General features: G+C 64.0%; 17 protein-coding genes. 10 read left to right on the plus strand and 7 right to left on the minus strand.

The window, feature by feature from the left end; all coding sequences use genetic code 11:
• Nucleotides 1–78: 78 nt before the first annotated feature.
• The 4 genes from SARO_RS01220 (at nt 79) to SARO_RS01235 (ending at nt 5,995) form a co-directional block, all read left to right on the plus strand.
• Nucleotides 79–1,836: a type I secretion system permease/ATPase gene (locus SARO_RS01220; RefSeq protein ID WP_234007387.1), complete on the plus strand. Its 1,758-nt coding sequence runs from the start codon at nt 79–81 to the stop codon at nt 1,834–1,836.
• Nucleotides 1,833–3,173 (plus strand): HlyD family type I secretion periplasmic adaptor subunit, encoded by a 1,341-nt coding sequence (locus SARO_RS01225; protein WP_011443907.1) that lies wholly within the window; start codon nt 1,833–1,835, stop codon nt 3,171–3,173. The genes SARO_RS01220 and SARO_RS01225 overlap by 4 nt, the downstream gene beginning before the upstream one ends.
• Nucleotides 3,174–3,175: 2 nt before the next feature.
• The gene (locus SARO_RS01230; protein ID WP_011443908.1) at nt 3,176–4,792 is read left to right on the plus strand and encodes a TolC family outer membrane protein; all 1,617 of its coding nucleotides are present in this window, start codon (nt 3,176–3,178) and stop codon (nt 4,790–4,792) included.
• Nucleotides 4,793–5,020: 228 nt separating this feature from the next.
• On the plus strand, nt 5,021–5,995 hold the full coding sequence (locus SARO_RS01235) for a bile acid:sodium symporter family protein (protein WP_011443909.1): 975 nt from the start codon (nt 5,021–5,023) through the stop codon (nt 5,993–5,995).
• 32 nt (nt 5,996–6,027) lie between these two features.
• Here SARO_RS01235 and SARO_RS01240 read toward each other — a convergent pair whose 3' ends face one another.
• Both SARO_RS01240 and SARO_RS01245 read right to left on the minus strand, forming a co-directional pair.
• Nucleotides 6,028–7,299 (minus strand): aminotransferase class III-fold pyridoxal phosphate-dependent enzyme, encoded by a 1,272-nt coding sequence (locus SARO_RS01240; protein ID WP_041549895.1) that lies wholly within the window; start codon nt 7,297–7,299, stop codon nt 6,028–6,030.
• Nucleotides 7,300–7,375: 76 nt separating this feature from the next.
• Entirely contained in the window at nt 7,376–8,062 is a 687-nt protein-coding gene (locus SARO_RS01245) for a TetR/AcrR family transcriptional regulator (protein ID WP_143004817.1), read from the minus strand.
• A 197-nt stretch (nt 8,063–8,259) separates the two neighbouring features.
• Between SARO_RS01245 and SARO_RS01250 the strand changes: the two genes are divergently transcribed.
• Both SARO_RS01250 and SARO_RS01255 read left to right on the plus strand, forming a co-directional pair.
• Nucleotides 8,260–10,521: a TonB-dependent receptor gene (locus SARO_RS01250; protein WP_143004836.1), complete on the plus strand. Its 2,262-nt coding sequence runs from the start codon at nt 8,260–8,262 to the stop codon at nt 10,519–10,521.
• A gap of 81 nt (nt 10,522–10,602) precedes the next feature.
• On the plus strand, nt 10,603–12,324 hold the full coding sequence (locus SARO_RS01255; RefSeq protein ID WP_011443913.1) for a flavin-containing monooxygenase: 1,722 nt from the start codon (nt 10,603–10,605) through the stop codon (nt 12,322–12,324).
• A 44-nt stretch (nt 12,325–12,368) separates the two neighbouring features.
• Here the strand turns inward: SARO_RS01255 and SARO_RS01260 are convergent, their stop codons facing one another.
• From SARO_RS01260 to SARO_RS01270, 3 genes are all read right to left on the minus strand, one after another.
• Nucleotides 12,369–13,214 (minus strand): SDR family oxidoreductase, encoded by an 846-nt coding sequence (locus tag SARO_RS01260; protein ID WP_011443914.1) that lies wholly within the window; start codon nt 13,212–13,214, stop codon nt 12,369–12,371.
• A 93-nt stretch (nt 13,215–13,307) separates the two neighbouring features.
• Nucleotides 13,308–14,474: a hypothetical protein gene (locus tag SARO_RS01265; RefSeq protein WP_011443915.1), complete on the minus strand. Its 1,167-nt coding sequence runs from the start codon at nt 14,472–14,474 to the stop codon at nt 13,308–13,310.
• 57 nt (nt 14,475–14,531) lie between these two features.
• A complete protein-coding gene (locus tag SARO_RS01270) occupies nt 14,532–15,863 on the minus strand; it encodes an NAD(P)/FAD-dependent oxidoreductase (RefSeq protein ID WP_011443916.1) in 1,332 nt (443 codons plus the stop codon).
• Nucleotides 15,864–16,506: 643 nt separating this feature from the next.
• Here SARO_RS01270 and SARO_RS01275 point away from each other — a divergent pair.
• The gene (locus tag SARO_RS01275; protein WP_011443917.1) at nt 16,507–17,799 is read left to right on the plus strand and encodes a tyrosine-type recombinase/integrase; all 1,293 of its coding nucleotides are present in this window, start codon (nt 16,507–16,509) and stop codon (nt 17,797–17,799) included.
• A gap of 89 nt (nt 17,800–17,888) precedes the next feature.
• Nucleotides 17,889–18,059, plus strand: a complete 171-nt coding sequence (locus SARO_RS01280; protein ID WP_234007388.1) for a helix-turn-helix domain-containing protein — start codon at nt 17,889–17,891, stop codon at nt 18,057–18,059.
• Between the two features lie 844 nt (nt 18,060–18,903).
• Here the strand turns inward: SARO_RS01280 and SARO_RS01285 are convergent.
• Together SARO_RS01285 and SARO_RS01290 are read right to left on the minus strand one after the other, a co-directional pair.
• Nucleotides 18,904–19,713 (minus strand): COG4705 family protein, encoded by an 810-nt coding sequence (locus SARO_RS01285; RefSeq protein WP_011443919.1) that lies wholly within the window; start codon nt 19,711–19,713, stop codon nt 18,904–18,906.
• A gap of 233 nt (nt 19,714–19,946) precedes the next feature.
• Nucleotides 19,947–20,567 carry a hypothetical protein gene (locus SARO_RS01290; RefSeq protein ID WP_011443920.1) on the minus strand — a complete coding sequence of 207 codons (621 nt, stop codon included), beginning with the start codon at nt 20,565–20,567 and terminating at the stop codon, nt 19,947–19,949.
• A gap of 110 nt (nt 20,568–20,677) precedes the next feature.
• On the opposite strand from SARO_RS01290, the gene SARO_RS01295 reads away from it, so the two are divergent.
• A complete protein-coding gene (locus SARO_RS01295; RefSeq protein ID WP_011443921.1) occupies nt 20,678–22,150 on the plus strand; it encodes an ADP-ribosylglycohydrolase family protein in 1,473 nt (490 codons plus the stop codon).
• A gap of 42 nt (nt 22,151–22,192) precedes the next feature.
• Nucleotides 22,193–22,324, plus strand: a complete 132-nt coding sequence (locus SARO_RS21565) for a hypothetical protein (protein WP_267880003.1) — start codon at nt 22,193–22,195, stop codon at nt 22,322–22,324.
• Nucleotides 22,325–22,340: the final 16 nt, after the last annotated feature.

A 22,340-nucleotide genomic window follows, 5' to 3' on the forward strand; every position in this document is an offset into this window, starting at 1 on the left:
TTGCGCTGGTTGATGAATTAATTTTCGATTACGTACTGCTGAAGGGGGCGTGACGAGATGGGGCGGGACTATCTTAAGTTGTTCGTTGCGCGATATCGTTCGTCGCTAGTGCTGGTGATTGCCGCCAGCGTCCTGCTCAACCTTCTCGTTTTCGCCGGCACGATATACATGATGCTGGTCTATGACTCGGTACTGCCGAGCCGCAGCATCCCGACCCTTGTCGGCCTGTTCGCGATGATCGTGCTGGTCTACCTGTTCCAGGCCCTGTTCGAGGCCATTCGCGGCGAGGCGATGCTCTCGGTCGCCAATGGCGTGCATGACGATCTCTTTGCTGCCGTCCACCACGCCACGGTTTCGCGCCCCCTGCGCGCCGCCGCCGACAAGGGCGACGGTCTTCAGCCGATCCGCGATCTCGATGCGATCCACACGTTCCTTGCGGGGCCGGGGCCGACGGCGCTGATCGACCTGCCGTGGGTAATCGTGTTCCTCTTCGTGCTGACTGCGTTGCACTGGTGGCTGGGGCTGACGGCGCTGGTCGGGGTGATCGTGCTGTCCGCGATCGCGTTGTGGTCCAACCGGCGGACGGCGAGTGCGACCCGGCAATTGCAGTCGGTCATCGGCCAGCGGTCCGCCTCGGCCCAGGCCGAGATCCGCAATGCCGAGACGGCCGTCGCCATGGGCATGCAGGAGCGCCTGCTGACCCGGACGCGTGGCTGGGAAGCGGATTTTCTCGAATCGCAATCGCGCCTGTCGCGGCTTGTCTCGCGGTTCGGCGGGGCGGGGCGCACGTTCCGCGTCTTCCTGCAATCGCTGATCCTGACCGTGGGCGCGCTGCTGGTGATCGACGACAAGGCCAGCGGCGGCGTGATTCTCGCGTCCTCGGTGTTGTCCGGACGCGCGCTGGCGCCGGTCGATTCGGCAATCGCCAACTGGCGCGGCCTGGTCGCGGCAAGCACCGGCTGGGAGCGGATCGTCCAGCTCATCAATGCCTTCCAGAAGGCACCGCCCCGCTCGATCGAGCTTGGCGCGCCCAGCGCCGAACTCTCGATCCGCGACCTGTGGGTGGCCCCGCCGGGCGTCCAGCGCATGACCGTGCAGGGCGCGGCCCTTTCGCTCACCCCCGGCCAGGCGCTTGCGATCATCGGGCCTAGCGCGGCCGGCAAGACCTCGCTGATGAAGGCCATGCTCGGCATCTGGCGCCCGCAGCGGGGCGAAGTCCGCCTCGATGGCGCGACGCTCGACCAGTGGGCTGCCGAAAGCCTGGGCCGCCACATCGGCTACGTGCCGCAGACCGTGGAACTCGTCGACGGCACCATCGGCGAGAACATCGCGCGCTTCGATCCCGATGCCACGTCGGACGGCGTGATCGCGGCCGCGCGCGCGGCGGGAATGCACGAGACGATCCTGGCCATGCCCGACGGCTATGACACGCGGCTGACGGGGGGCGGGCTGGAACTCTCCGCCGGCCAGCGCCAGCGCGTGGGCCTTGCCAGGGCGCTTTACGGCGAACCGTTCCTTGTCGCGCTGGACGAGGCCAATTCCAATCTCGACTCGGCGGGCGACGCAGCCCTGGCCAAGGCGGTCGAGGACGTCCGCAAGCGCGGCGGCATAGTTGTCATGATTACCCACCGCCCCGCTACGCTCGGGCCGATCAGCCATGTCGCGGTCATGGCGGGTGGCCGCATCATCGACCTTGGCGAGCGCGACGAGGTGATGAAGCGGCTCAGCACCGCCAACCCCGGCGAGCCGAAGGACGGCCAGACCGTTGCCGCCCGGACAGGCCCGGCCAAGGTCGGTGCCAGCAAGACCGGTTCCGAAGGGGAGGTTGCGCAATGAGCTTGCCAGCAGTCATGGGCGGAACGAACCTGCCGGTCCCTTGGGACACCGACGCTCCCGCGCCCGAGTCCGCCACCAACCTGCGCCGCCTCGCCGCGATCGTGGGCGGGCTGTTCGTTGTCCTGTTCGCGATGGCGCTGGTCGTGCCGATCGGCGGCGCGGTGATCGGGAACGGCCAGGTCGGCGTCCAGTCGCGGGTCAAGCGGATTGCCCATCCTACCGGCGGCGTGATTGCCGAAATCGCCGTGACCAACGGCGAACACGTGAAGCAAGGCCAGTTGCTGATGCGGCTGGACGACCGTGTCACCGGTGCGGATGCAACGTATTCGAGCCTGACCGTCGAGCAGTTGCTGGCCCAGCGCGCGCGCCTTGAGGCAGAGCGTCTCGGCCTCGGCTCGGTCACATTCCCGCCCGAGCTGCTCAATGCCGGAACGCCCAGCGCGGCGAAGGCCATGGCCGACGAAGCGCACCTGTTCCGCATGCGCAGTGTCGAAACGGCGCAGGTCCGAGCACAACTCGGCGCGCGCGTGAACCAGTACCAGCAGGAGATCCGCGGCATCGAGGCGCAGATCGCGTCGCTGCGCAAGCAGCGCACCCTGATCGAGCCCGAGCGCCAGAGCGTAAAGGACCTGTGGGACAAGCAGCTCGTCACGATCAACCGGTTGAACCAGCTCGAACGCTCCGCCGTCGATCTCGACGGGTCGGTCGGCGCGCTCAATGCGCAGATTGCGCAGGCCCGCGCGCGCATCACCGAGGCGCAGGAACAGTCGATCCAGGTAAGCCAGCAGCGCCGCGTAGATGCCGGCGTGGAACTGGCCCAGGTCAACACCGCGCTCAACCAGCAGCGCCTTCGCAGCGTCGCGGCCAACGACCAGCAGGACCGCAGCGAGATCCGCGCGCCCTATTCCGGCACGGTCGAGAAGATCGCCTTCGCCGCGATCGGCGACGTGGTCCGTCCGGCCGAGCCGATCATGGAAATAGTGCCCGATCGCGACGTGATGGTGGTCGAGGCGGCCATCGGCCCGGCGGACATCGACCAGGTGGCGAAGGGGCAGGTGGCGCGCGTGCGCTTTTCCGCCTTCAACCGCGCGGCCACGCCGGAAATCGCCGGCAAGGTGCTCTACGTCGCAACCGACCGGACAGAGAATCCCGAATCCCGCGCATCGTTCTACATGGTCCGGATCGCGGTGGACCAGGCTGCCATCGCCCGCGAGAAGCTGGACTTGCGCAGCGGGATGCCCGCCGAAGTCTATATCGAGACCGGCAGTCGGTCGCTCCTTTCCTATTTCACCAAGCCGCTGCGCGACCAGTTCTCGCGCGCGTTCCGGGACAATTGAGCATGAGGCCAAAGGCGAACGGCGGCGTGGCATGGCTGGCTCTGCTTCTGGCGGAAACAGCCACAGGCACCGTCGTATCCACAGTCGCACCCACCGTCGCCCGGGCGCAGGAGATCGCGAGCACTTTCGTCGAGGCGCCGGAACTGCCACCCGAAACCCCGTCCGACATCGCCGACCAGTTGCGGGAACCGACCCCCGTGGCGGCCCTGCCGGACGCGCTGCGCCGTGCCTACTGGTCCAATCCCAGCCTTCAGGCCCAGCGCGCATCGGTACGCGGGGCGGACTGGCGCATTCCCCAGGCCCGCGCCGCCTATGGACCCAAGCTCAGCGCATCGGGCACCTATGGCTGGCAGCGCGACAACTTCGAGACCCCGGCGGGCGTCTATACCGCGTTCAATGGCTGGACGAGCACGGCACAGGCGATCCTCACGCAGCCCCTGTTCACCTTCGGGCGAAATGTCGCGGCCGAACAGTTCGCGTCCGCGCAAGTGGAATACCAGCGCAACGTCCTGCGCTCGACCGAGCAGCAGACCATGCTCGATGCGATTGGCGCCTATGTCGGCGTGCTGCGCGACCGCGCCGCCGTGGGCATCGCGCGCGACAACCTTGCGCTGCTCGAACAGGAGCTTTCCGACAACCAGGCCCGCTTCAACGCGCGCGAGGTGACGTCGACCGACGTGCAGCAGGTGGAAACCCGCGTCGATCTGGGCCGGGCACAATTGCTCGCCGCGCAGCGTGCCGCCGCCGGAAGTGAGGCCACGTTCCTTCGTACCACCGGTGCGCCGGCCGCCGAGAATGCCGCCGCGCCCAATCCGTTGAGCCTGCCCGTGCGGACGATCGAGGAGGCCTATCTCTTTGCCGAACTGCACAATCCCGTGCTGTTCGCGGCCCAGGCGCGCGAGAAGGTTTCGCGGGCCCAGGCGGCCAGCGCGCGGGCGGACCTGATGCCGCGCGTCGACCTGCGCGGATCAGCCGATTACGGCACGCTTTCGCCCTATTCGAATGCGCTTCGCCAGAACACCCTGCGCGGCGAGGTGGTGCTGAGCGCACCGCTGTTCGAAAGCGGCGTGCGCCGCGCGCGTCTTGCCGAGGCGGATGCGGCGAACGATGCGGACTGGCGGCTCGTCGATGCGGCCATGCGCGAAAACCGCGCCGCGATCGCCGATGCCTGGAGCGAATGGCAGGCGCAGACCGGGGGCATCGCCCGGCTTGGCGAAGCGGTCGAATCCGCGCGCAAGGCCTATGACGGCGCGCTGCTCCAGGAACGTGCCGGTCTGCGGACCACGCTGGACGTGCTCGATCTTGCACGGGAACTGCTTTCGGCCCGCAACGGCTACAACAATGCCATTGCCGGGGCGACAATCGCCAAGGCGCGCCTGCTCTTCGCGATGGGCTCGCTCGACTATGCGTGGCTGATGCCCGACGAGGCGCGATACGATGCGGACGGGCACCTGCAGGACGTGCGTCACAAGGGTGACGTGCCGCTGCTCACCCCGCTGTTCCGCGCGCTCGACAGCGTCGTCGCCGGCGGCGGCAAGCCGCGCCCGCTGCGCGATCCTTCCGCCAAGGCGACCACGTCGGGCTTCACCCTGACCGAGCAGCCCGCGCCGGGCCAGTAGCGCGCCGCTGCCCTGCGGAAGCTGCGCTCGGACCGATCCCCGAGCTGCCGTCAGCGGGCATTGGGTACTTGGCACTGTGCCCGTTTCCGGCAATGAGCGGTTCGCACCCGGAACCGCCCGGTGGCCGGCGCGACCCTGTCCGCCGAACCTCGGGAAATCCGTCTTGTCGCGACCAGCAACCAGGAGCCTCGCAATGCATCGTGCCCCGATCATCGGAAAACCGGCGTGATGCAGCGGTTGGCCGCATTGCTCGACCCGTTCGTGATCGCGCTGCTTGCGACGGTGGCCCTCGCCAGCGTGCTGCCCGCGCGCGGCGCGGCGGTGGCTTGGGTGGACCTGGCGGCGCAGGCGGGCATCGTCCTGCTGTTCTTCCTCCACGGCGCCAAGCTTTCGCGCGAGGCGATAATCGCCGGCGCGCGCAATTGGCGCCTGCATCTGGCGACACTCGCGGTCACATTCGTGATGTTTCCGTTGCTGGGCATCCTGATCGGCGCATTGCACGTGCTGCCCCGGGAACTGGCGGCAGGGATGCTGTTCCTGACCCTGCTGCCCTCAACGGTTCAATCGTCGATCGCGTTCACTGCCATTGCGCGTGGCAATGTCGCGGCGGCTGTCTGCGCGGCGTCGTTCTCGAATCTCGCGGGTATCTTCCTGACACCGGCGCTCGTCGCGCTGTTGATGGGCGGTTCGACGGGCGGCCTTTCGTGGGATTCGGTCGAGAAGATCGTGGGTCAGTTGCTGCTGCCGTTTGTCGTGGGACATCTGATGCGGCCCTGGATCGGCGAGTTTGTCGCGCGCAACAAGGCGTGGCTGGGCCGGGTGGACAGAGGTTCGATCCTGCTCGTGGTCTACGCGGCCTTCGGGGCGGCCGTGGTCGAGGGTCTGTGGCAAAAGGTCGCGCCTGAAAGCCTGGCGCTGCTGACGGTGCTGTGCCTTGCCCTGCTTGGCCTGGTCCTGGGCATGACGACCCTGCTGGGACGGGCAATGGGGCTACCGCGCGAGGATGCGGTGGTTCTGCTGTTCTGCGGTTCGAAGAAGAGCCTGGCATCCGGAGTGCCGATGGCGGGGGTGCTGTTCCCCGCGGCGCAGGTGGGCATCGTGCTGCTACCCATCATGGTATTCCACCAGCTCCAGCTCATCGCCTGTGCGCTCCTTGCGCCGAAGCTGGCGAAGGGAGCGCCCGGAGGCGAACGCGAAGCCTAGGGTCTGCCCCTTCAAGTCGCAGGCATCGGCGCTCAGTGCGCGCCAAGCAGACTCATCAGCGTCGCGTGCGGCTCCAGTTCGCCAACATGCTCGCGCACCTGTGCGAAGGCGCCATCTGCCGCCTCGATGGCAAAGTCGATGTCCGTCTCGGACATTGCGCCGTTGAGGAACATGTTGTGCCAGGGATGAACGTAGACGCCGCGCTCGAGCATGGCCTCTGCCCAGGCAAAGCCGATGCGGAAATCGGGATCGTCGTTGAACAGGATCTGCGGCATCTGGACCGGGCCAGTCTGGCGCAGCGAGAAGCCATGGCGTGCCGCCGCCGCCGCAAGACCTTCGCGCAGCCTCTCGCCCAGACGGATCGTACGCTCGAGGTAATCGCTTTCGCGCAGGATGCGCAGCGTCTCGATCGCGGCGGCCATCGGCACGGCGGAGAACCAGAACGAACCGGTGGCATAGATCGCCTCGGCTCCGGCGCGGCATGAGTTCGAGCCAAGCAGCGCCGAGATCGGGTGACCATTGGCGAAGGACTTGCCCCAACTGCTGAGATCCGGGCGGACGCCGACCAGTTCCCAACTGCAATCGCGCACGAGGCGGAAGCCCGCGCGAACGTCGTCGACGATCAGCATGGCGCCGGTCTGGTCGCACAGCTCGCGTGCGCGGCGGGCATAGGCCGGGTCGGGCAGGGCCTGGTCCTCGAAAGCATCGTGCTTGAATGGCGAGGCAAAGATTGCGGCGAGATCGTCGCCGGCCGCGGCCACGGCGGCCTCGAGGCTGGCGACATCGTTGTACTTGTACTTCGAGATGAAGGCCCGCTCTTCGGGCACGATCCCGCCCGGCATCGGCGTGCACCACGGTGCCGCACCGTGATAGGCCCCCTCGGCGACGAGGACGCGGCGCTTGCCGGTCTGCGCGCGGGCTGCGGTCAGGGCCATCGTGGTGGCGTCGGTGCCGTTCTTGCACACCATGACCCAGTCGGCATGGCTGATCATGTCGACCAGAGTTTCGCAAAGATCCACCAGGACCGGCCCGGGTCCGGTCATCGTGTCGCCAAGGGCAAGCTGGCGGGTCGCCGCCGCGTCGATCAGCTCGTCGCCATAGCCGAGAAGGTTGGGGCCGTAGGCGCACATGAAATCGAGATAGCGGTTGCCGTCGACATCCCAGATGTAGGCGCCCTTCGCGCGGCTGAAGAACTGCGGGAACGATGCAGGCAGGAGATGCGTGGCCTCATGGCCGAACATGCCGTTGGGGATGACCTTCGCGGCCCGTTCGCGAAGGTCGACGTCGTTCGGCTTGGCACGCATCAGGTTTCTCCTATCGGAAGGGCCGTTCGGCTCGAGTCGGGAAAGAAAGGGCGGATTTCGTCCTTGCCGCAGCCATTCAGGCCGCGGCATCGGGATGCTCCCGGACGGGCAGGTACTCGGGCAGGAACGTGCGCGTGTACGCTTCGCGCGCGCGCCTTGCCTGTTCTTCGTAGGCATCGGTTATGCAGTCGTGCCGGTGGACCGACAGGGTCCACATGGCGTCGTTGATGACCAGCAGCTCGGTGAAGCGTTCGACCAGTTCGGGAAGGTCGGGCACCTGGAAATGCTGCCCGAACTCTTCCAGGCTGCGGATCGCCAACTGGCGATCGATCTGCAGGTCGCGGGCGCGGATCGTGGCTGAAAGGCCCGAACCAAGCAGCAGACGCCGGGCGGCCGCATGCGAATTGTAGTAGTCGCGGGCCTCGCCGAACCGGATAGACATCAGTTCCTGCCAGGTACTGAACGGGCCGTGGTAGCTGCGATTGTACCCTGCGACGATGTGCGCGTGAATGCGCTCGGACAGGGCAATGAACACCTGACCGGCATCGGCGAAGAACTGGTAGATCGAAGGGGGCGATATGCCCGCATCCTCTGCCAGTGTGTAAACGCTGATTTCGTCAGGCTCCAGCCGTTCAAGCAGCCGCTCTGCCGAATCGAGAATGGCTTCGAACCGCTGCTGGCTCCGCTTCTGGCGCGGGCGGCGGAACAACTGCTTGCGCCCCGTCGGGGTCGTTTTTGACTGAAATTCAGATCCTTCGGTCATGGCGCGATTGTAGCGATGAAGCTGGTGCATGCAAGTGGGCTCTGGTCAATATTCGGATTTTAATCCCATTTATGCCTTGACCACTGGACTGTCTCAAGGGACAAAGAGTGGTATTTCGCCAATGCCAGGGATTGGGGCCGTACATCCAGAGTGGGGAGAAACCGGTAATGATCAGGTTTTCGCAAAAGCATAAGCTGATGGCTGTGCTGGCTGCTACGACATACCTCTTTGCATTGCCGGTTGTGGTGCGGGCGCAGGCTGCCGATCAATCGACGGGCCAGTCGGCAGGCCGAGCCGATGGCGGGCTGGGCGAAATTGTCGTGACCGCGCAGCGGCGCCAGCAGAATGTCCAGGATGTGCCGATCGCGATCACGGCCGTCACCGGCGAAGCGCTGCGGGATTCCGGCGTGCGCGATCCGCGCGACCTGACCCTGCTGGTGCCCAGCCTTTCGATGCAGGCTGGCACCGCGGCCTCCACCACATCGCTGTTCATCCGCGGTGTCGGCATCGGCGACTTCAATTCCAACACCACCGGCGCGGTGGGCGTCTACGTCGATGACGTGTTCCTCGGCGCCAACGCGGGCAAGCTGTTCAACGTGTTCGACAGCGAGGGTATCGAGGTGCTCAAGGGGCCGCAGGGCACGCTCTATGGGCGCAATACCACCGCCGGCGCGATCCGCTTCAGCTCGCGCAAGCCGACCGATACGCTGAGCGGCGATGTCTCGGCGCTCTATGGCCGTTTCAACGAGGTCCGCATTGAAGGCGGCGTCGGCGGTCCGATTGCGGGCGACGTGCTTACCGCGCGCATCTCGGGCCTCTATCACCGCAACGATGGCACGACCTTCAATCGCGTGACCGGCCACCGCGTCAACAACATCAACCTCTGGGCCGGGCGCGGCATTCTCGATTTCAAGCCCGACGCGGATACGCTGGTGCGGCTGACGGTGCACGGCGGCGCGAACAACGGCGGCGCGCGCCAGTTCCAGCATCGTGGCCAGGGCGTCGACTTCTTCGGCGATCCCGCATTCCTGCCCGATGGCACGCCGACCGACGGGTTCGGCTATGCCGATACCGACGGCGATCCCTATGCCGGGGACTACGACGTCGAGGGCAAGGAGCGCATCCGCGTGTTCGGCGCCTCGCTGCTGGGCCAGTTCACCTTCGGCGGGGTCCAGCTCACCTCGATCACGGCCTATGAACAGGTAAACCGGGCAACCCTGGAGGACACCGACGCGAGCCCCAACCAGGTCATCACGGCCTACTACGAGGACCGCCCGCGCCAGTTCAGCCAGGAACTGCGCCTGCAATCGGTGGGCGAGAACACCTTCAACTGGATCGTCGGCGGCTTCTACTTCCACGACAACCTGAAGACCGACAGCGCCTTCGATCTTCTGCGAGGCCTGCGCGATCCATCGGCACCGCTCGAGGGCTTCGATCCGGCGAATTCTCTGGGCCTGCTGCGCTATCCCTACACCCAGAAGACCGACAGCTACGCCGTGTTCGGGCAGGGCGACTACAAGCTGACCGACCGCCTCACCGCCACGCTCGGCCTGCGCTACTCGCACGATCGCATCGGCATGAAGTTCGCCAGCCTGTTCGACGCCCTGGGGACGGTGAATCCGCGCAAGGCCTTTTCGGACGTTGTCGTGCCGCTGATCGACTTCAACGAAAGCAAGGGCTTCAATGACCTGAGCTGGCGCGCGGCGCTCAACTACAAGGTGGACAACGCGCTCATCTACGCGTCGTTCTCGAAGGGCTACAACAGCGGGGGCTTTGCCGGCGGGGCCTCGACCGACGCCGCGCAGTTGACGCCGTTTGGTTCGGAACGGCTCTATGCCTACGAGGTCGGCTTCAAGACGGACCTGTTTGACCGCCACCTGCGCTTCAACGCTTCCGGGTTCTACTACGATTATCGGGATCTCCAGGTCTTCATCTTCGACCTGAGCGGGCCCGTACCCGTCCAGCGCAAGCTCAATGCCGGCAATGCGCGGATCTACGGTCTGGAAGCCGAAATCACCGCCGTACCCGTGCGCAATCTTGAACTGTTCACGGCGTTCACGCTGATGGACAGCAAGTACAAGACGTTCACGGCGCTTGGCGGGGCTAGCCTTGCCGGCAATCGCCTTGTAAATGCACCGGAGTTCGCGGGCGCGGCTGGCATCAGGCTGACCGTCCCGATGGCCAACGGCAGCGAGGTCCGGGCCAAGGTGGACGGCACCTACACCTCGTCGTTCTTCCTCTATCCCGACAATCTGGAAGCCAACAAGGTCAAGGGCTACGGCCTGCTGAACGCCCGCGTTGGCTGGGCCGCGCCCGGAGGTCGTTACGAGATCGCCCTGTGGGGCAAGAACCTGACCAAGACCGAATACATCACTGGCATATTCCCGATCATCACCCAGGATCAGCTCAACTACAACGAGCCGCGCACCTACGGCATCGAGCTTAGCGCGCACTTCTGATCCGGCTCGCCCCGATCGCCGGCAGGTCGCCAGCCTGCCGCGATCACGGCGCGATGTATCACACAGAAGAGAGGACTTTCCGTGACGGACGTTACCAAGTGGCTTGCCAGCCTGGAGGCAGCGCTGGCGGGCGAGGACAAGGCCGCGGTGGCCAGCCTGTTCCTGCCGACCGGCCTTTGGCGTGATTTTCTGGCCTTCGACTGGACACTGGCTACGCATGAAGGGGGCGAGGCGATTGCAGCCTTCGCAGCGGCGCGTGGCGGCGCAACCGCGACGCATTCCTGGGCGACCAGTGCGGCCCCCAGTGCAAGCGAGGGCTTCATCAGCTTCGAGACCGCCGTCGGTGCGGGGCGCGGCTACGTCCGCCTCATGGACGGCAAGGCGCTTTCGCTGTTCACCATGCTTGCGGACCTGCGCGGTCACGAATTCCCCGTGCGGGGTCGCCGTGCATCCGGCGTCGTCCACGATGCGCAAGGGCGCAACTGGCAGGATCTGATCGCGGCTGAACGCTCCGCCATGGGCACCAGCGAGCAGCCCTACGTGCTGGTGGTAGGCGCCGGGCAGGCCGGACTTGCCATCGGTGCAACGCTGCGCCTGCTGGGCGTGCCGCACCTTCTGATCGACAAGCATCCGCGCGTGGGAGACCAGTGGCGTTCGCGCTACAAGTCGCTCACGCTGCACGACCCGGTCTGGTACGATCACATGCCGTACCTGCCCTTCCCCGATCACTGGCCGGTCTTTACGCCCAAGGACAAGATGGGCGACTGGCTGGAGCTTTATGCCGAGGCGATGGAGCTCAACGTCTGGTGCGACACCGAGTTGCTCGCCGCGCGGCATGACCCCGCCACCGGCGCCTGGACCGCCCGCGTCCGCCGGGGCGGGACGGAGATCGAACTGCGCCCGACACAGCTCGTCATGGCGCTGGGCAACGCTGGTTTCCCGCGCGTGCCGCAGATCGAGGGGCAGGACCGTTTCAAGGGCGCGCAGTATCATTCCAGCGCCCACTCCGGCGGTGAAGGACTTGCGGGCAAGCGCGTGGTGGTGATCGGCGCGAACAACAGCGCGCACGATATCTGTGCCGATCTGGTCGAGCACGGGGCCCACGCCACCATGGTGCAGCGCTCGTCCACCCACATCGTGCGCCAGCATACGATGACCGACGTGATGCTGAAGCAGGTCTATTCGCAGGAAGCGGTGGATGCCGGGATCACGACCGAGCTTGCCGACCTCATCAATGCGTCTGTGCCGATCCGGCTGGCGGAAATATCGGCCCGCCAGGCATGGGCGGAGATCCGCGAGGCGGAAGCGCCATTCTATGCGCGGCTGGAGCAGGCCGGGTTCAAGCTCGATTTCGCCGAAGACGGCGCTGGCATCAACGGCAAGTACCTGCGGGCGGCCTCGGGCTACTACATCGATGTCGGCGCGTCGGAGATGATCGCGGATGGCCGCATCGCGCTCAAATCGGGCACTGAAATCTCCCACCTCACCGAAACCGGCGTCGCGTTCGCCGATGGCACGCATCTCGAGGCCGACATCGTGGTCTACGCCACCGGCTTCGGGTCGATGGAGGAATGGGTTGCGCGGCTGATCGGCGAGGATGTCGCCATGAAGATCGGCAAGTGCTGGGGCTATGGTTCGGGCTACAAGGGCGATCCCGGCCCGTGGGAAGGCGAACTGCGCAACATGTGGAAGCCCACCGCGCAGGAGGGCCTGTGGTTCATGGGCGGCAACCTCGCGCAGGTGCGCTTCTACTGCAAGGTGCTCGGTCTCCAGCTCAAGGCGCGGCACGCCGGACTCGTCTAAAGCCGGTTCCAGCCAGCGTCGAGCGGCGCTGGCTGGTTCCCGTGTTACGCCGCTTCGATCCCGAAATGCTCGGCCATGAAGCCTTCCCATTCGTCGGGCGAGAGCGTCGGCCGCACCGCTTCGACCAGTTCCATCTGTTCGGGTGACGCGACGATGTTGCGCAGCGGCGGGCTGGGATCATGGGCGATCCGCACGATGGCCTCGCCCAGTAGCGCAAGATCGCCGCCGTTGCTTTCGTCTTCCGCCACGATCGCGGACACCCGCGCCAACTTTGCGCGGTTTGCAGCAGACATCTCGGCATCCGGGATCATCCGGCGTGATGCCGTGAAGCCGGTCGGGAAATCGCCGGGCTCGATCAGCGCGACACGGACCGGGGAATCGCGCAGTTCCAGGCGCAGTGTCTCGCAATAGCCCTCCAGCGCGAACTTCGATGCGCTGTACATGCCCTGCATGGGCAGCCCGACCATGCCTGCCATCGAACCGGTTACGACAAGCTTTGCCACCGGGCGCTGGCGCAGAAGCGGCAGCACCGCGCGGCACACGCGGTGCACGCCGAACACGTTGGTCTGGAACTGGGCGATCATCAGTTCGGCGGGAGTGTCCTCGATCGGCCCCATCACGCCGAACCCGGCATTGCAGACGACCATGTCGAGTCGTCCCGCCTGTCCCAGCACTTCGGCCACCGCCCGGTCTACCGAGGCGTCGCTGTCGACGTCCATCGCGATCATCCGCACGCCGTCATCCGTCTCCGTTGCTGCCGGAGCGCGCGAAGTGCCGAACACCACGTGGCCATCGGCCGCAAGCGCCGCCGCCATGATCCTGCCGATACCCGAGCTGGCCCCGGTGACCAGCGCGACCGGCGCCTGTCCGTCATTCGATCCCTTGGTCATGACCCTGTTCCTTCTGCAATTGCCTCAGGCACCTGCTCTGCGCGCGCCACCACCCCATCGGAGGATCAGGCCCATCGGAGGATCAGGGCGGCGTCATTCCGCGCCGACCCGTCGCCGCGTTGCCAGCGCCGGCCCGACCATGACGATCGCCAGCGCGGCAAGGCTGGCCGATGCGGCCAGGACGAGGCCGAGCCCGTGGGGCGCGAGCAGCTCTCCCACCGCGGTCGGCACGATGGCCGCGCCAAGCAATTGGGCCGACGCCGAAAAGGGCAGGCTGCGGCGGCTGGGATCGCATTCGATCAGAAAGCCCGAAAGCGCCGGGGTGCCAGACATCCAGGCAAAGCCGAACGCGATCATCAGTGCCCATCCGGTCGCACCGCCAGGCCCCTGGGACAGGAGCAGCAGGACCGTCGCGATCATGATCGCCCCGCTCACCGCCACCTGCATGCTGCCCCGGCTGCGCATGCCCAGCATCACCGCAAACAGCGCCCCTGCGATCTGTCCGGCGAGCGCGGCGGTCAGCCGCGGCGAAACGCTGCGCGGCGGGATGCCCTGGTGTTCCAGCCAGACGCCGAGATAGGCCCATACGCCGATCGCCGCGCCAACGAACAGCGCGGAGACCACCAGCCCCATCCAGCCCGAGAGGGGCGGACGGCCAGATGAATCACCGCCCGGATGCCCGGCGCCGGACAGGCCGAGCTGGCGCGGGACCAGCAGCAGCAAGGGCATTGCTGCCAATGCCAGCACCACCAGTGCCCGCTGGATCGTCACCGCCGGCGCGGCAGGCACCAGCACCGCAAGGCCTTGCAGCAGCGCATACTGGCTGGTTGCCTGGAGGAACAGGAACCAGCCGCTCGCCGCGTTCACATTGGCCTGCCGGGCGATCTGCGCAGCGCCCAGCGCCACAACCATGCCGCCGCCAAGCCCGGCGATCACGCGGGTCAGGAACAGCGGCAGTTCCAGCGGCAGCAGGTTGCCGAATACCATCAGCGCAATGCCGATCAGCCCCACCACCTGCGAGCGCGTCTTCCCCAGCAGGGCGATACCGGCCACGCTGCCCAGCGCGATCGCGCTGATCTCGGCCGCCGCAAGCGTGCCAAGGCGCGCTTCGATGACAAGCCCTTCGCCAACGTAGGCGCCATAGAGGGCGGGCTGTACGCCCAGCACCAGCAGGCCTGCGGCACCCAGCGCGATCGCGGGCAGGATCGTCGGCAGGACCGCAGCCGCGACCGGGCGGGCGGTGTCGCGGGCCACGGTCACGCGGCGCGCGCGCCTGGCATCGCAAGGGCTATTGCATGGTTCATCGGTTCGTGTCCTTCAAGCGAGGCCGGCATCGAGATCCGCATCGACCTTGCGGTCGATCCGGTCCAGCGTGGCGGTTATGCCCTTGATCACCAGCCAGCGCAGCGGTTCGGGCGGCAGCGGCAGCAGGTAGCGGCGGAACAGGTCGACCTCGGCATTGGCACGACCGAGCACCTGATCGGCCAGCATCGGCCCGGCATAGGTCCCCTGCGCGATGCCGTGGCCATTGTAGCCGATGCCGTGGAAGACCGTGCCGCGCGCGTTGGATTGGTGGATCGGCAGGAAATCGAGTGTCAGTCCGATCCAGCCGCCCCAGAAGGATTCGATCTTCACATCCGGAATTTCGGGAAAGCGCCGTGCGAAGACTTCGCGCCACCTCGTGAAGATTTCGGGCAGATAACCGCGCGTCAACTTGCTTCCGAAGCCATACTGGACGAACTTCGATCCGCCCGAGATGCGCCCGTCCGCCTGGGGGCGATAGTTCTCCATGGCTTCGTGCGCAGTATAAAGCGCTTCCCCGCCTTCCCAGCCAATGCGTTTCCACTGCTCGTCGGTCAGCACCTGGGTGCGGAACAGGGTGACCCGCACCGGGAAGACCTTGCTGCGCATGCGGCCGAGCGTGACCGGCGTATAGGCGTTGGTCGCAATCACCAGCTTGTCCGCGCTGACGGAGCCGGTTGCGGTGTGAACGACCACCGGGGAGCCCGCATCCTCGATCCGGCTTACGGCGCTGTCCTCGAAAATGCGCACGCCCGCATCGATTGCCGCCTGCCGCAACGCCATCACGTACTTGCCGGGATGAAGGTGTCCGCCCGCCTTCTCGATCATGCCGAAGCGGACATGGCCCGGCAGGTTGCGGCGGCGCACTTCGGCTTCGTCGAGAAACGCGAGTCCCACGCCTAGCCGCGAGGCCAGTTCGGCGCCCTCCTCGAGCGGTTTGCGGTGGCGGGGGTGAAGGCCGGTGACGATATTGCCGGTCGGCCGGTACTCGCAGTCCACGCCCAGCTTGCGGATCATCGCCTCGGTATAGTGCACTGCCCGGTCGGCAAAGCGCGCGAATTCCACCGCCCGTTCCTTGCCGACGCTCTTGACCAGCGAGGGAAAGTCCTTGCCGATGGTCGGGGTCAGGTGCCCGGCGTTGCGTCCGCTGGCGCCCATTCCGCAGAAGTCCTTCTCGACCAGCGCCACGTCCACGCCCGCCTCGCGCAGCGAAAGCGCCGTGCTCAGGCCCGTGAAGCCGCCGCCGACAATGACCACGTCGGCCCGTATCTCGCCAGATAGCGGCGGGCAGGTCTGTGCCGGCCGTTCGACCCATTGGCTGACTTCGAAGAATTCTGGAGCAGGCATGCCACACCTTCAGCCGATGGATCTGGAATATTTGAAACTTATATCCCAAAAGAACGCGTTTCATGCCGACCGTCAATCCCCGCGCCAGAAATTTTGCGATATATGTTTGAAAATGGTGCGGGCTAAGCGAACGCACATTAGTGCCGTCCGAAAGGGTGCCGGTTCATGGCCGCGGATCACGGTGCCCGCCATCGTCGACTCGATTTGGGGAAGACCTGGCGCGAGGCGTCGATGTCCGGCGCGAGGCCTTGATGGATCGGCCGTTCGGCGAGAGTTCGGCAAGGACAAGCGTCGGCCATTCTGTCGGATGGACCAGATTCACAGGGCTCGGCCTTCCGAAATTCCGGACGCAGCCAGGAACTTCCGAACAACGCATGTCAGACTTTTTGGGGAAAGGGTTTCGCTGAAACCCTTGGGAAACTGGAGCGGGCGAAGGGATTCGAACCCTCGACCCCAACCTTGGCAAGGTTGGGCTAGGTTATGCCCTGATGTGTATAGGCGTCTAATGTTCGTATTTTAAGCCACTCTTGTTCTGATTATCGTGTGTTGATGTGCGCATTTGTGCGTCTGTGGCCAGCATCGGTGGTAGCTAGGTGGTAGCTTGATAATGGACGTATTGCGTCAGTTTTGCTAGGTTTTGACAATGCCAACCGCAAAGCTCACCGCCGCCATCGTCGAGAATGCTCGGCCGTCAATAAAGCCATACACGATTTGGGACACCGAGCTTTCTGGCTTTGGGCTTCGCGTTTATCCGTCTGGCAAGTTGTCTTGGATCGCGAAATATCGGGTCGGCGGGGGCGGAAGGAACGCGCCTGTCCGGTGTCCTTCCCTCGGTGACGCACGCAAGGTGTCGGCCAAAGACGCTCGTGCTGCAGCAAAAAGGGAACTGGCCGCCGCGCAGTTGGGGGGCGATCCGATGGCCGTGATCAAGGCGCAACGTTGCGAGATGACGGTTGAAGCCCTCATCTCGCTTTACGAGAAAGAAGGATGCTTCGTGCAGCGGGGCATCCGCATTGGGGTTCCTATGAAGCCCCTTACGAAAAAATATACACTTTCCCGCCTTCGAAATCACGTCGTGCCGCTTCTCGGCAAGAAGCGAATCTCAGAAGTTTCGTCGCAAGACATAGAAAGTCTGGGGCGTGCGATCACGATAGGCAAAACGTCGAAGGACGAAAAGGTGGGGGTGCGCAACCGCGTAATTGTTAAGGGCGGAGAAGGTGCTGCACGTAAGGTAATACGTGACCTTTCCGCAGTCTTCTCATTCGCAATGCGACGAGGCTTGGTAAAGGCCAACCCGGTAACCCTCGCCAGCGTCAGGAAAACCGACAACGTGCGTGTTCGCCACTTGTCGATGGACGAACTGAAAAGGCTGGGCGAAGCACTGGACGAATTGGAAAAGGCAGGCGTGAATCCCAAGGCCGTGAATATTGCCCGGTTGTGGGCACTGACCGGATGCAGGCGCGATGAAATCGCAGGTCTGCAATGGTCTGAGGTGGATTTCGAAACGGGTCGTCTGGTCCTCCAAGATACCAAAACGGGGCGTAGTGTCCGCCCCTTGGGTGGGGCAGCGGCGATCCTGCTCGCCAAGTTGCGGGAAGGGGCCACTGCTGATGCAGTATTTGTGTTTCCCGCTGAGCGTGGTGAAGGCTTCTTCCAAGGTACCAAGCGCGTTTGGGCGCAGGCGATCCTTAAGGCCAAGCTACCTGGGGTCACACCGCACATTCTTCGACACACGGTTGGCAGTCTTGGCGCATCGGCAGGTGAAGGCATGTTGTTGGTTGGCGCGGTTTTGGGCCATTCGAATGCCCGATCGACCTTGCAATACATGCACGTTGCCAGCGATCCAGCGCGCCTCGCTGCAGATCGCTTGACGACCCCTGTTGCGGACGCCCTCGGATTGCCGATGCCTGTTTCTCAGGAAGCCGCAGCAGCTTGATTCTCCAAAACCGTTTGTCCGCGGAAGGTCGTGACAGCACCAAGTGATTCGCCGGGACTTGCCGGTGCATTTTTTGGTGAGGTCTTCATATGCTCGTTTCGATCAATGATGCCACCAAGCTTCTCGGCTTGGGCAGGTCCACGATCTATCGCCTTTTCCGAGAGCGGAAGCTGGACTTTTTGAAGGTCGGACGCCGGACGCTCATCCCGGCCAGCTCGTTGGAGAAGTTCGTGTCGATGAACGGCACGGATAGCGCCTGACGTTTGTCCAAACGGCATAGGCCCGCCCTCATGAGTGTAAGCCTCGGCTTTCTCGCTCCTGAAGGCGGGCCAGCGGTTTATGCGAATTGGCGCTTCACCCGCTGCCCCCAATGAAGCTGCCTTGGATGGAGTGTTGCACGCCGACATTCGCGGCAAAGACCATGCCATCCGCTAGGTGCCTGGCCAGCACACAATCAGGCCTATACCGCGGGAGTCGACACCCGCTCCCCCTGACGCCTAGGTGATGGGCCAAGGGATATCTGCATCAAACGTCACGGTTTCCAATGCGGAAGCCAACTTGCGACTACGGCAGCCCGGACGGGCAACGGTGGGGGCCCCGATTGACCCACGATACGGGTAATGCAGGTAAACGCGGTAGGAAGTATCACTAGGGCATGCCGCTTCATTCCTTTGTGGAGTGACCCTCGCGGGTGGACGTGCTTTGCCTGCAAGCCGCGTACAGTGCTAATTCACATCCGGGGTATTGTTAGGCTTCCCGCTTGCCTTGGGGGGTGAAAGGCACACAAACTCCGCAAATGCGTCCTAGAAGAGCTTGTCGCTGAATCCGAACGAGATGGGAAACCGTTCTCGCAAAGCAACAGATCGGAGATGCAGACACGCTATTGCCAGCCACGCATTCGCACTGCTTCCTTGACTACCTGCCCAAAAAATGGGCCGCTAAAAAAAGTGGCATAGTCAACCGGGGAAAAGTTCCAAGTAATCAAAAAGATAAGTGTCAACCAACCGCCCTCTTTGGCAGGCGAAAGTTGACGCTCATGCTAGGCCGCGTGGACAAATTCAGCGTGGAGTGGGGCAACCGAGATGGGGTGGAAAACCGCCATCATCATCGAGCTTCACCCGAGCCGCGCGGATGCATCCCCGCCCGTTGCGGCGCAACGAGAATGAGCAAGATGATCGCGCCCGCAAGAACTGCCGTTGCCAAGGGTCGGCTGAGGTCGAGACCACCCTTCGCCACCGGCTTGTCGAGGAAGTCGCCAACCGTCGCTCCGAGGGGGCGAGTAAGGATGAATGCGGCCCAGAAGAGCAAGACGCGGGAGAGACTGGTGAACCAGTAAAACGCGGCGAGAACAGCGAGGGCTGCACCGAAGAGCAAAGCAGCGCCAGAGTAGCCAAGCGAGCCGTCCGCAACCCAATCGCCGAGTGCCGTGCCCAAGGTCTGCGAGAATGTAATCGTGATCCAGTAGAAGGTCTCCGCCCGCGCGGTTTCGATCCGGTTCACATCCACGGTGCCGAGGGCACGATGCCAACTGAACAGGGAAATCAGCACCAAGCTGAAGAGAAGCAGTGACCCGCCGGGGTAGCCAAGACCGATGGAGCGCGTGGCAAAGTCGGCGAGCGTGGTCCCGGCGGTCGTCGAGGCGATGATGGTCGCCCAATACAACCACGGATTGAAGCGTCGCGCGCGAATTTGCAGCCAAACCAGTCCGAGGAGCAGCAGACCAAATATAGCCGTGCCGACAAGATACCCGTTGATGCCGCTGGCTCCGGCGTTCGGGGTGGTTTCCCCTAGCCAGCTCATGCTTACCGCGTCACCGCCCGTTTCACCCAGCGTCGTCGCCAAAATTTTGATCACCCAAAACGTAAGCGTCACGGCCGGAACCTTGCTCACGGCATCGTCTACGCGATCCCTCATCTCAACTGCTCCTGCTTCAGCCAAGTCAACGGGAATGACAGGTCAAGCGAAGGGCTGCAATTGGGCGTAAACGGCCGTTCGAATTTGTCCACGCGCCCTAGCAGTAAACCACCCCGTCAATCTCGGCTGCGGTTAGCTCTGGCGCCAGGTGCCAGCTAGCGAGGCGCTTGCTAACTGTCGGACGAAGACGGATGAAAGCTGCGACATGATCCGAACATGGCGGAACGTCGATCTTATAGGCTCCTAGCAAATTTTCTTAGCGTATCAGAGGTCCACAGCCTTCCTGTCGGACTGCGGATGCCTTCGCCGTTAAGAGTCGTGGCAGCAGCAGTGTTGCTCATCCCCGCGCCTTTCAACTCCTCGGCACGCTGCGCTGCGAGTGCGATCCGCTGTGACTTGGACTCAATCCACTGTCGCTGCCGATGGCGCCACTCAGCAAAGTGCCGGTGTGGGTCGAAAACTGTGTCGTCTACCATTGTGGGACAAGCTGAAATTGGCATGACGTCGATGCTTACCTGATTTGCCCAAGCGTGCAGTGGCGCGTGGCTTCGCCAACCCTGAACCTCCGCGAATTCGACGAACAGCATGATGGCGTTCTTAGCTTGGCAGATCTCCTCCACTTTCCGGAGAGGCTCAAAAATGAATTCGGTCCCTCTATCCGGTTCGAGTTCGAGAAAATGAACTTCCCGAATCAGCTCATACCCTTGGGAAGCCGCGTACGCCGTTACTAGCTCGCGCTGGTAGCGTATTGTCCTGCTTGCCTTGGCCGCGTCTTCGATGTCGTCCGGAAGCTCGGTGAACCCGTCCCATGGGACGGGCAACGTCCAGTAAAACCCAACTGCTGCACGTTTCATGCGCTCTCCTTGCCAATCCGGAAAATCCCGAGCGATGCTCCCAGCAACGTTCGTTGGCTTATCTGCGTCTCACTTGGCGGTCTTGTCCGTAGAATAGCAAAGGAGACGTCATGAGAACCAGTCAATCCCATCCCCTCCTGATCGCGTCCGTCGAGCCGTTTCCCGGTTTCGGCAGTATCGGTATCACCTTCTGCCCTGGCAAATTCCAACCGGACGCAATGAGCGGCTCGTGGGCGCGCGATTTAGCCTCCGATCTCGATGCCGTCCGTGACTGGGGGGCCACTGCGATCGTAACGCTCGTCACTCAGCGCGAATTGCAGCGTCTCAGCGTGCCAATGCTTGGTGCTGAAGTAGTAGCGCGCCACATCGACTGGCACCACCTGCCAATCAAGGATTGCGGCACGCCCGATCCCTCGTTCGAAGCTGAGTGGGAAACCGTTGGCGAAGAGCTTCGCAACCGCCTGCGGAACGGCTTCAACGTGCTGCTGCATTGCAAAGGCGGTTTGGGTCGAGCTGGTACGGTTGCCGCACGCCTTCTTGTCGAACTTGGGTGGGACGCAAACAAGGCCGTGAGCTCCATTCGCGAGGTTCGCCCAAACGCCATCGAGACGCTAGATCAGTTCAACCACGTTCTCAGTGCGCGCCACGTGCCAGAATGCCAACCCGACACCAGCCTTGATGCCATGCGCGACCGGGCGGTGGGCATTCTGCTCGGTCTCGCAGTTGGTGATGCAGTGGGCACAACTCTCGAATTTCAGCCCCGCAATGCCTACCCTCGTTTGACAGACATGGTTGGCGGCGGCCCTTTCGCACTTACGCCAGGCGAATGGACAGACGACACGTCCATGGCGCTGGCGCTGGGGGACAGCCTTCTGATCTCTAACGGTCTGGACGAGGCGGACTTGATGCGCCGCTTTGCCGCGTGGCGTGACCAAGGAGAGTACTCGGTCAACGGGCAGTGTTTCGATATCGGCAACACGGTAAGTAGTGCGCTTCGGAGCTGGAAGCAGAGCGGAAACCCGATTGCTGGTCCAACCGCACCTCATACGGCAGGCAATGGCAGCCTCATGCGGCTTGGCCCCATCGCAGTTCGCTTCTTCCGGGATCGTGAAGCTATGCGCGATGCAGCCGCGCGCCAAAGCCGCACCACTCACGGAGCAAGTGACGCAGTGGATGCCTGCGTAGCGTTTGCCGAAATGCTCGCAAACGCGATCAATGGATGGACTCGAACAGAAGTTTTGCAGTCTCCCGACTGGCTCCAATACACGGGTACCATCAATGCGATTGTAGCGGGCTCATGGCGCGGTCTGCCGCGAAGTAAGGTTCGCGCTAGTGGTTATGTCGCACACTCGCTGGAAGCCTCGCTTTGGAGCGTCGGACGCTCCGGCACATTCGAGCAGGCCGTATTGGCCGCAGCTAACTTGGGCGAAGATGCGGATACCACCGCTGCGATCACTGGACAGCTTGCTGGCGCGCTCCATGGCGCGGCTGGCATCCCTCGACGGTGGCTCGCCCGGCTCGCATGGAGCCAGCGCATTCGCGAAATGGCCAATGCTCTCTTCAGCCAAGGCCTGGGTCTGTGACACTCGTCTTCTCCTCTGAAAGCTCGCGCAAAGGGCATGGATATGTTTGATCATCTCTTCACAGTATGGGGCACCTTGAGCCTCGACGGACTGATCTTCGTGCAGAACGCACTCATCATTTTGGGAATCGCGGGCGTGATCGGTGCAATTTTGTACGTCGGCCGTAAAAGCTGAGGCTTGCTGCCAACAT

The organism is Novosphingobium aromaticivorans DSM 12444, assembly GCF_000013325.1.
GTDB lineage: Bacteria > Pseudomonadota > Alphaproteobacteria > Sphingomonadales > Sphingomonadaceae > Novosphingobium > Novosphingobium aromaticivorans.

What these genes read in the sequence shown, in the direction of transcription:
- SARO_RS01225 (WP_011443907.1), top strand. Translation starts at nt 1,833, where the DNA reads ATGAGCTTGCCAGCAGTCATGGGCGGAACGAACCTGCCGGTCCCTTGG.
- SARO_RS01230 (WP_011443908.1), top strand. Translation starts at nt 3,176, where the DNA reads ATGAGGCCAAAGGCGAACGGCGGCGTGGCATGGCTGGCTCTGCTTCTG.
- SARO_RS01235 (WP_011443909.1), top strand. Translation starts at nt 5,021, where the DNA reads ATGCAGCGGTTGGCCGCATTGCTCGACCCGTTCGTGATCGCGCTGCTT.
- SARO_RS01240 (WP_041549895.1), bottom strand. Translation starts at nt 7,299, where the DNA reads ATGCGTGCCAAGCCGAACGACGTCGACCTTCGCGAACGGGCCGCGAAG.
- SARO_RS01245 (WP_143004817.1), bottom strand. Translation starts at nt 8,062, where the DNA reads ATGACCGAAGGATCTGAATTTCAGTCAAAAACGACCCCGACGGGGCGC.
- SARO_RS01250 (WP_143004836.1), top strand. Translation starts at nt 8,260, where the DNA reads ATGGCTGTGCTGGCTGCTACGACATACCTCTTTGCATTGCCGGTTGTG.
- SARO_RS01260 (WP_011443914.1), bottom strand. Translation starts at nt 13,214, where the DNA reads ATGACCAAGGGATCGAATGACGGACAGGCGCCGGTCGCGCTGGTCACC.
- SARO_RS01270 (WP_011443916.1), bottom strand. Translation starts at nt 15,863, where the DNA reads ATGCCTGCTCCAGAATTCTTCGAAGTCAGCCAATGGGTCGAACGGCCG.
- SARO_RS01275 (WP_011443917.1), top strand. Translation starts at nt 16,507, where the DNA reads ATGCCAACCGCAAAGCTCACCGCCGCCATCGTCGAGAATGCTCGGCCG.
- SARO_RS01280 (WP_234007388.1), top strand. Translation starts at nt 17,889, where the DNA reads ATGCTCGTTTCGATCAATGATGCCACCAAGCTTCTCGGCTTGGGCAGG.
- SARO_RS01285 (WP_011443919.1), bottom strand. Translation starts at nt 19,713, where the DNA reads ATGAGGGATCGCGTAGACGATGCCGTGAGCAAGGTTCCGGCCGTGACG.
- SARO_RS01290 (WP_011443920.1), bottom strand. Translation starts at nt 20,567, where the DNA reads ATGAAACGTGCAGCAGTTGGGTTTTACTGGACGTTGCCCGTCCCATGG.
- SARO_RS01295 (WP_011443921.1), top strand. Translation starts at nt 20,678, where the DNA reads ATGAGAACCAGTCAATCCCATCCCCTCCTGATCGCGTCCGTCGAGCCG.
- SARO_RS21565 (WP_267880003.1), top strand. Translation starts at nt 22,193, where the DNA reads ATGTTTGATCATCTCTTCACAGTATGGGGCACCTTGAGCCTCGACGGA.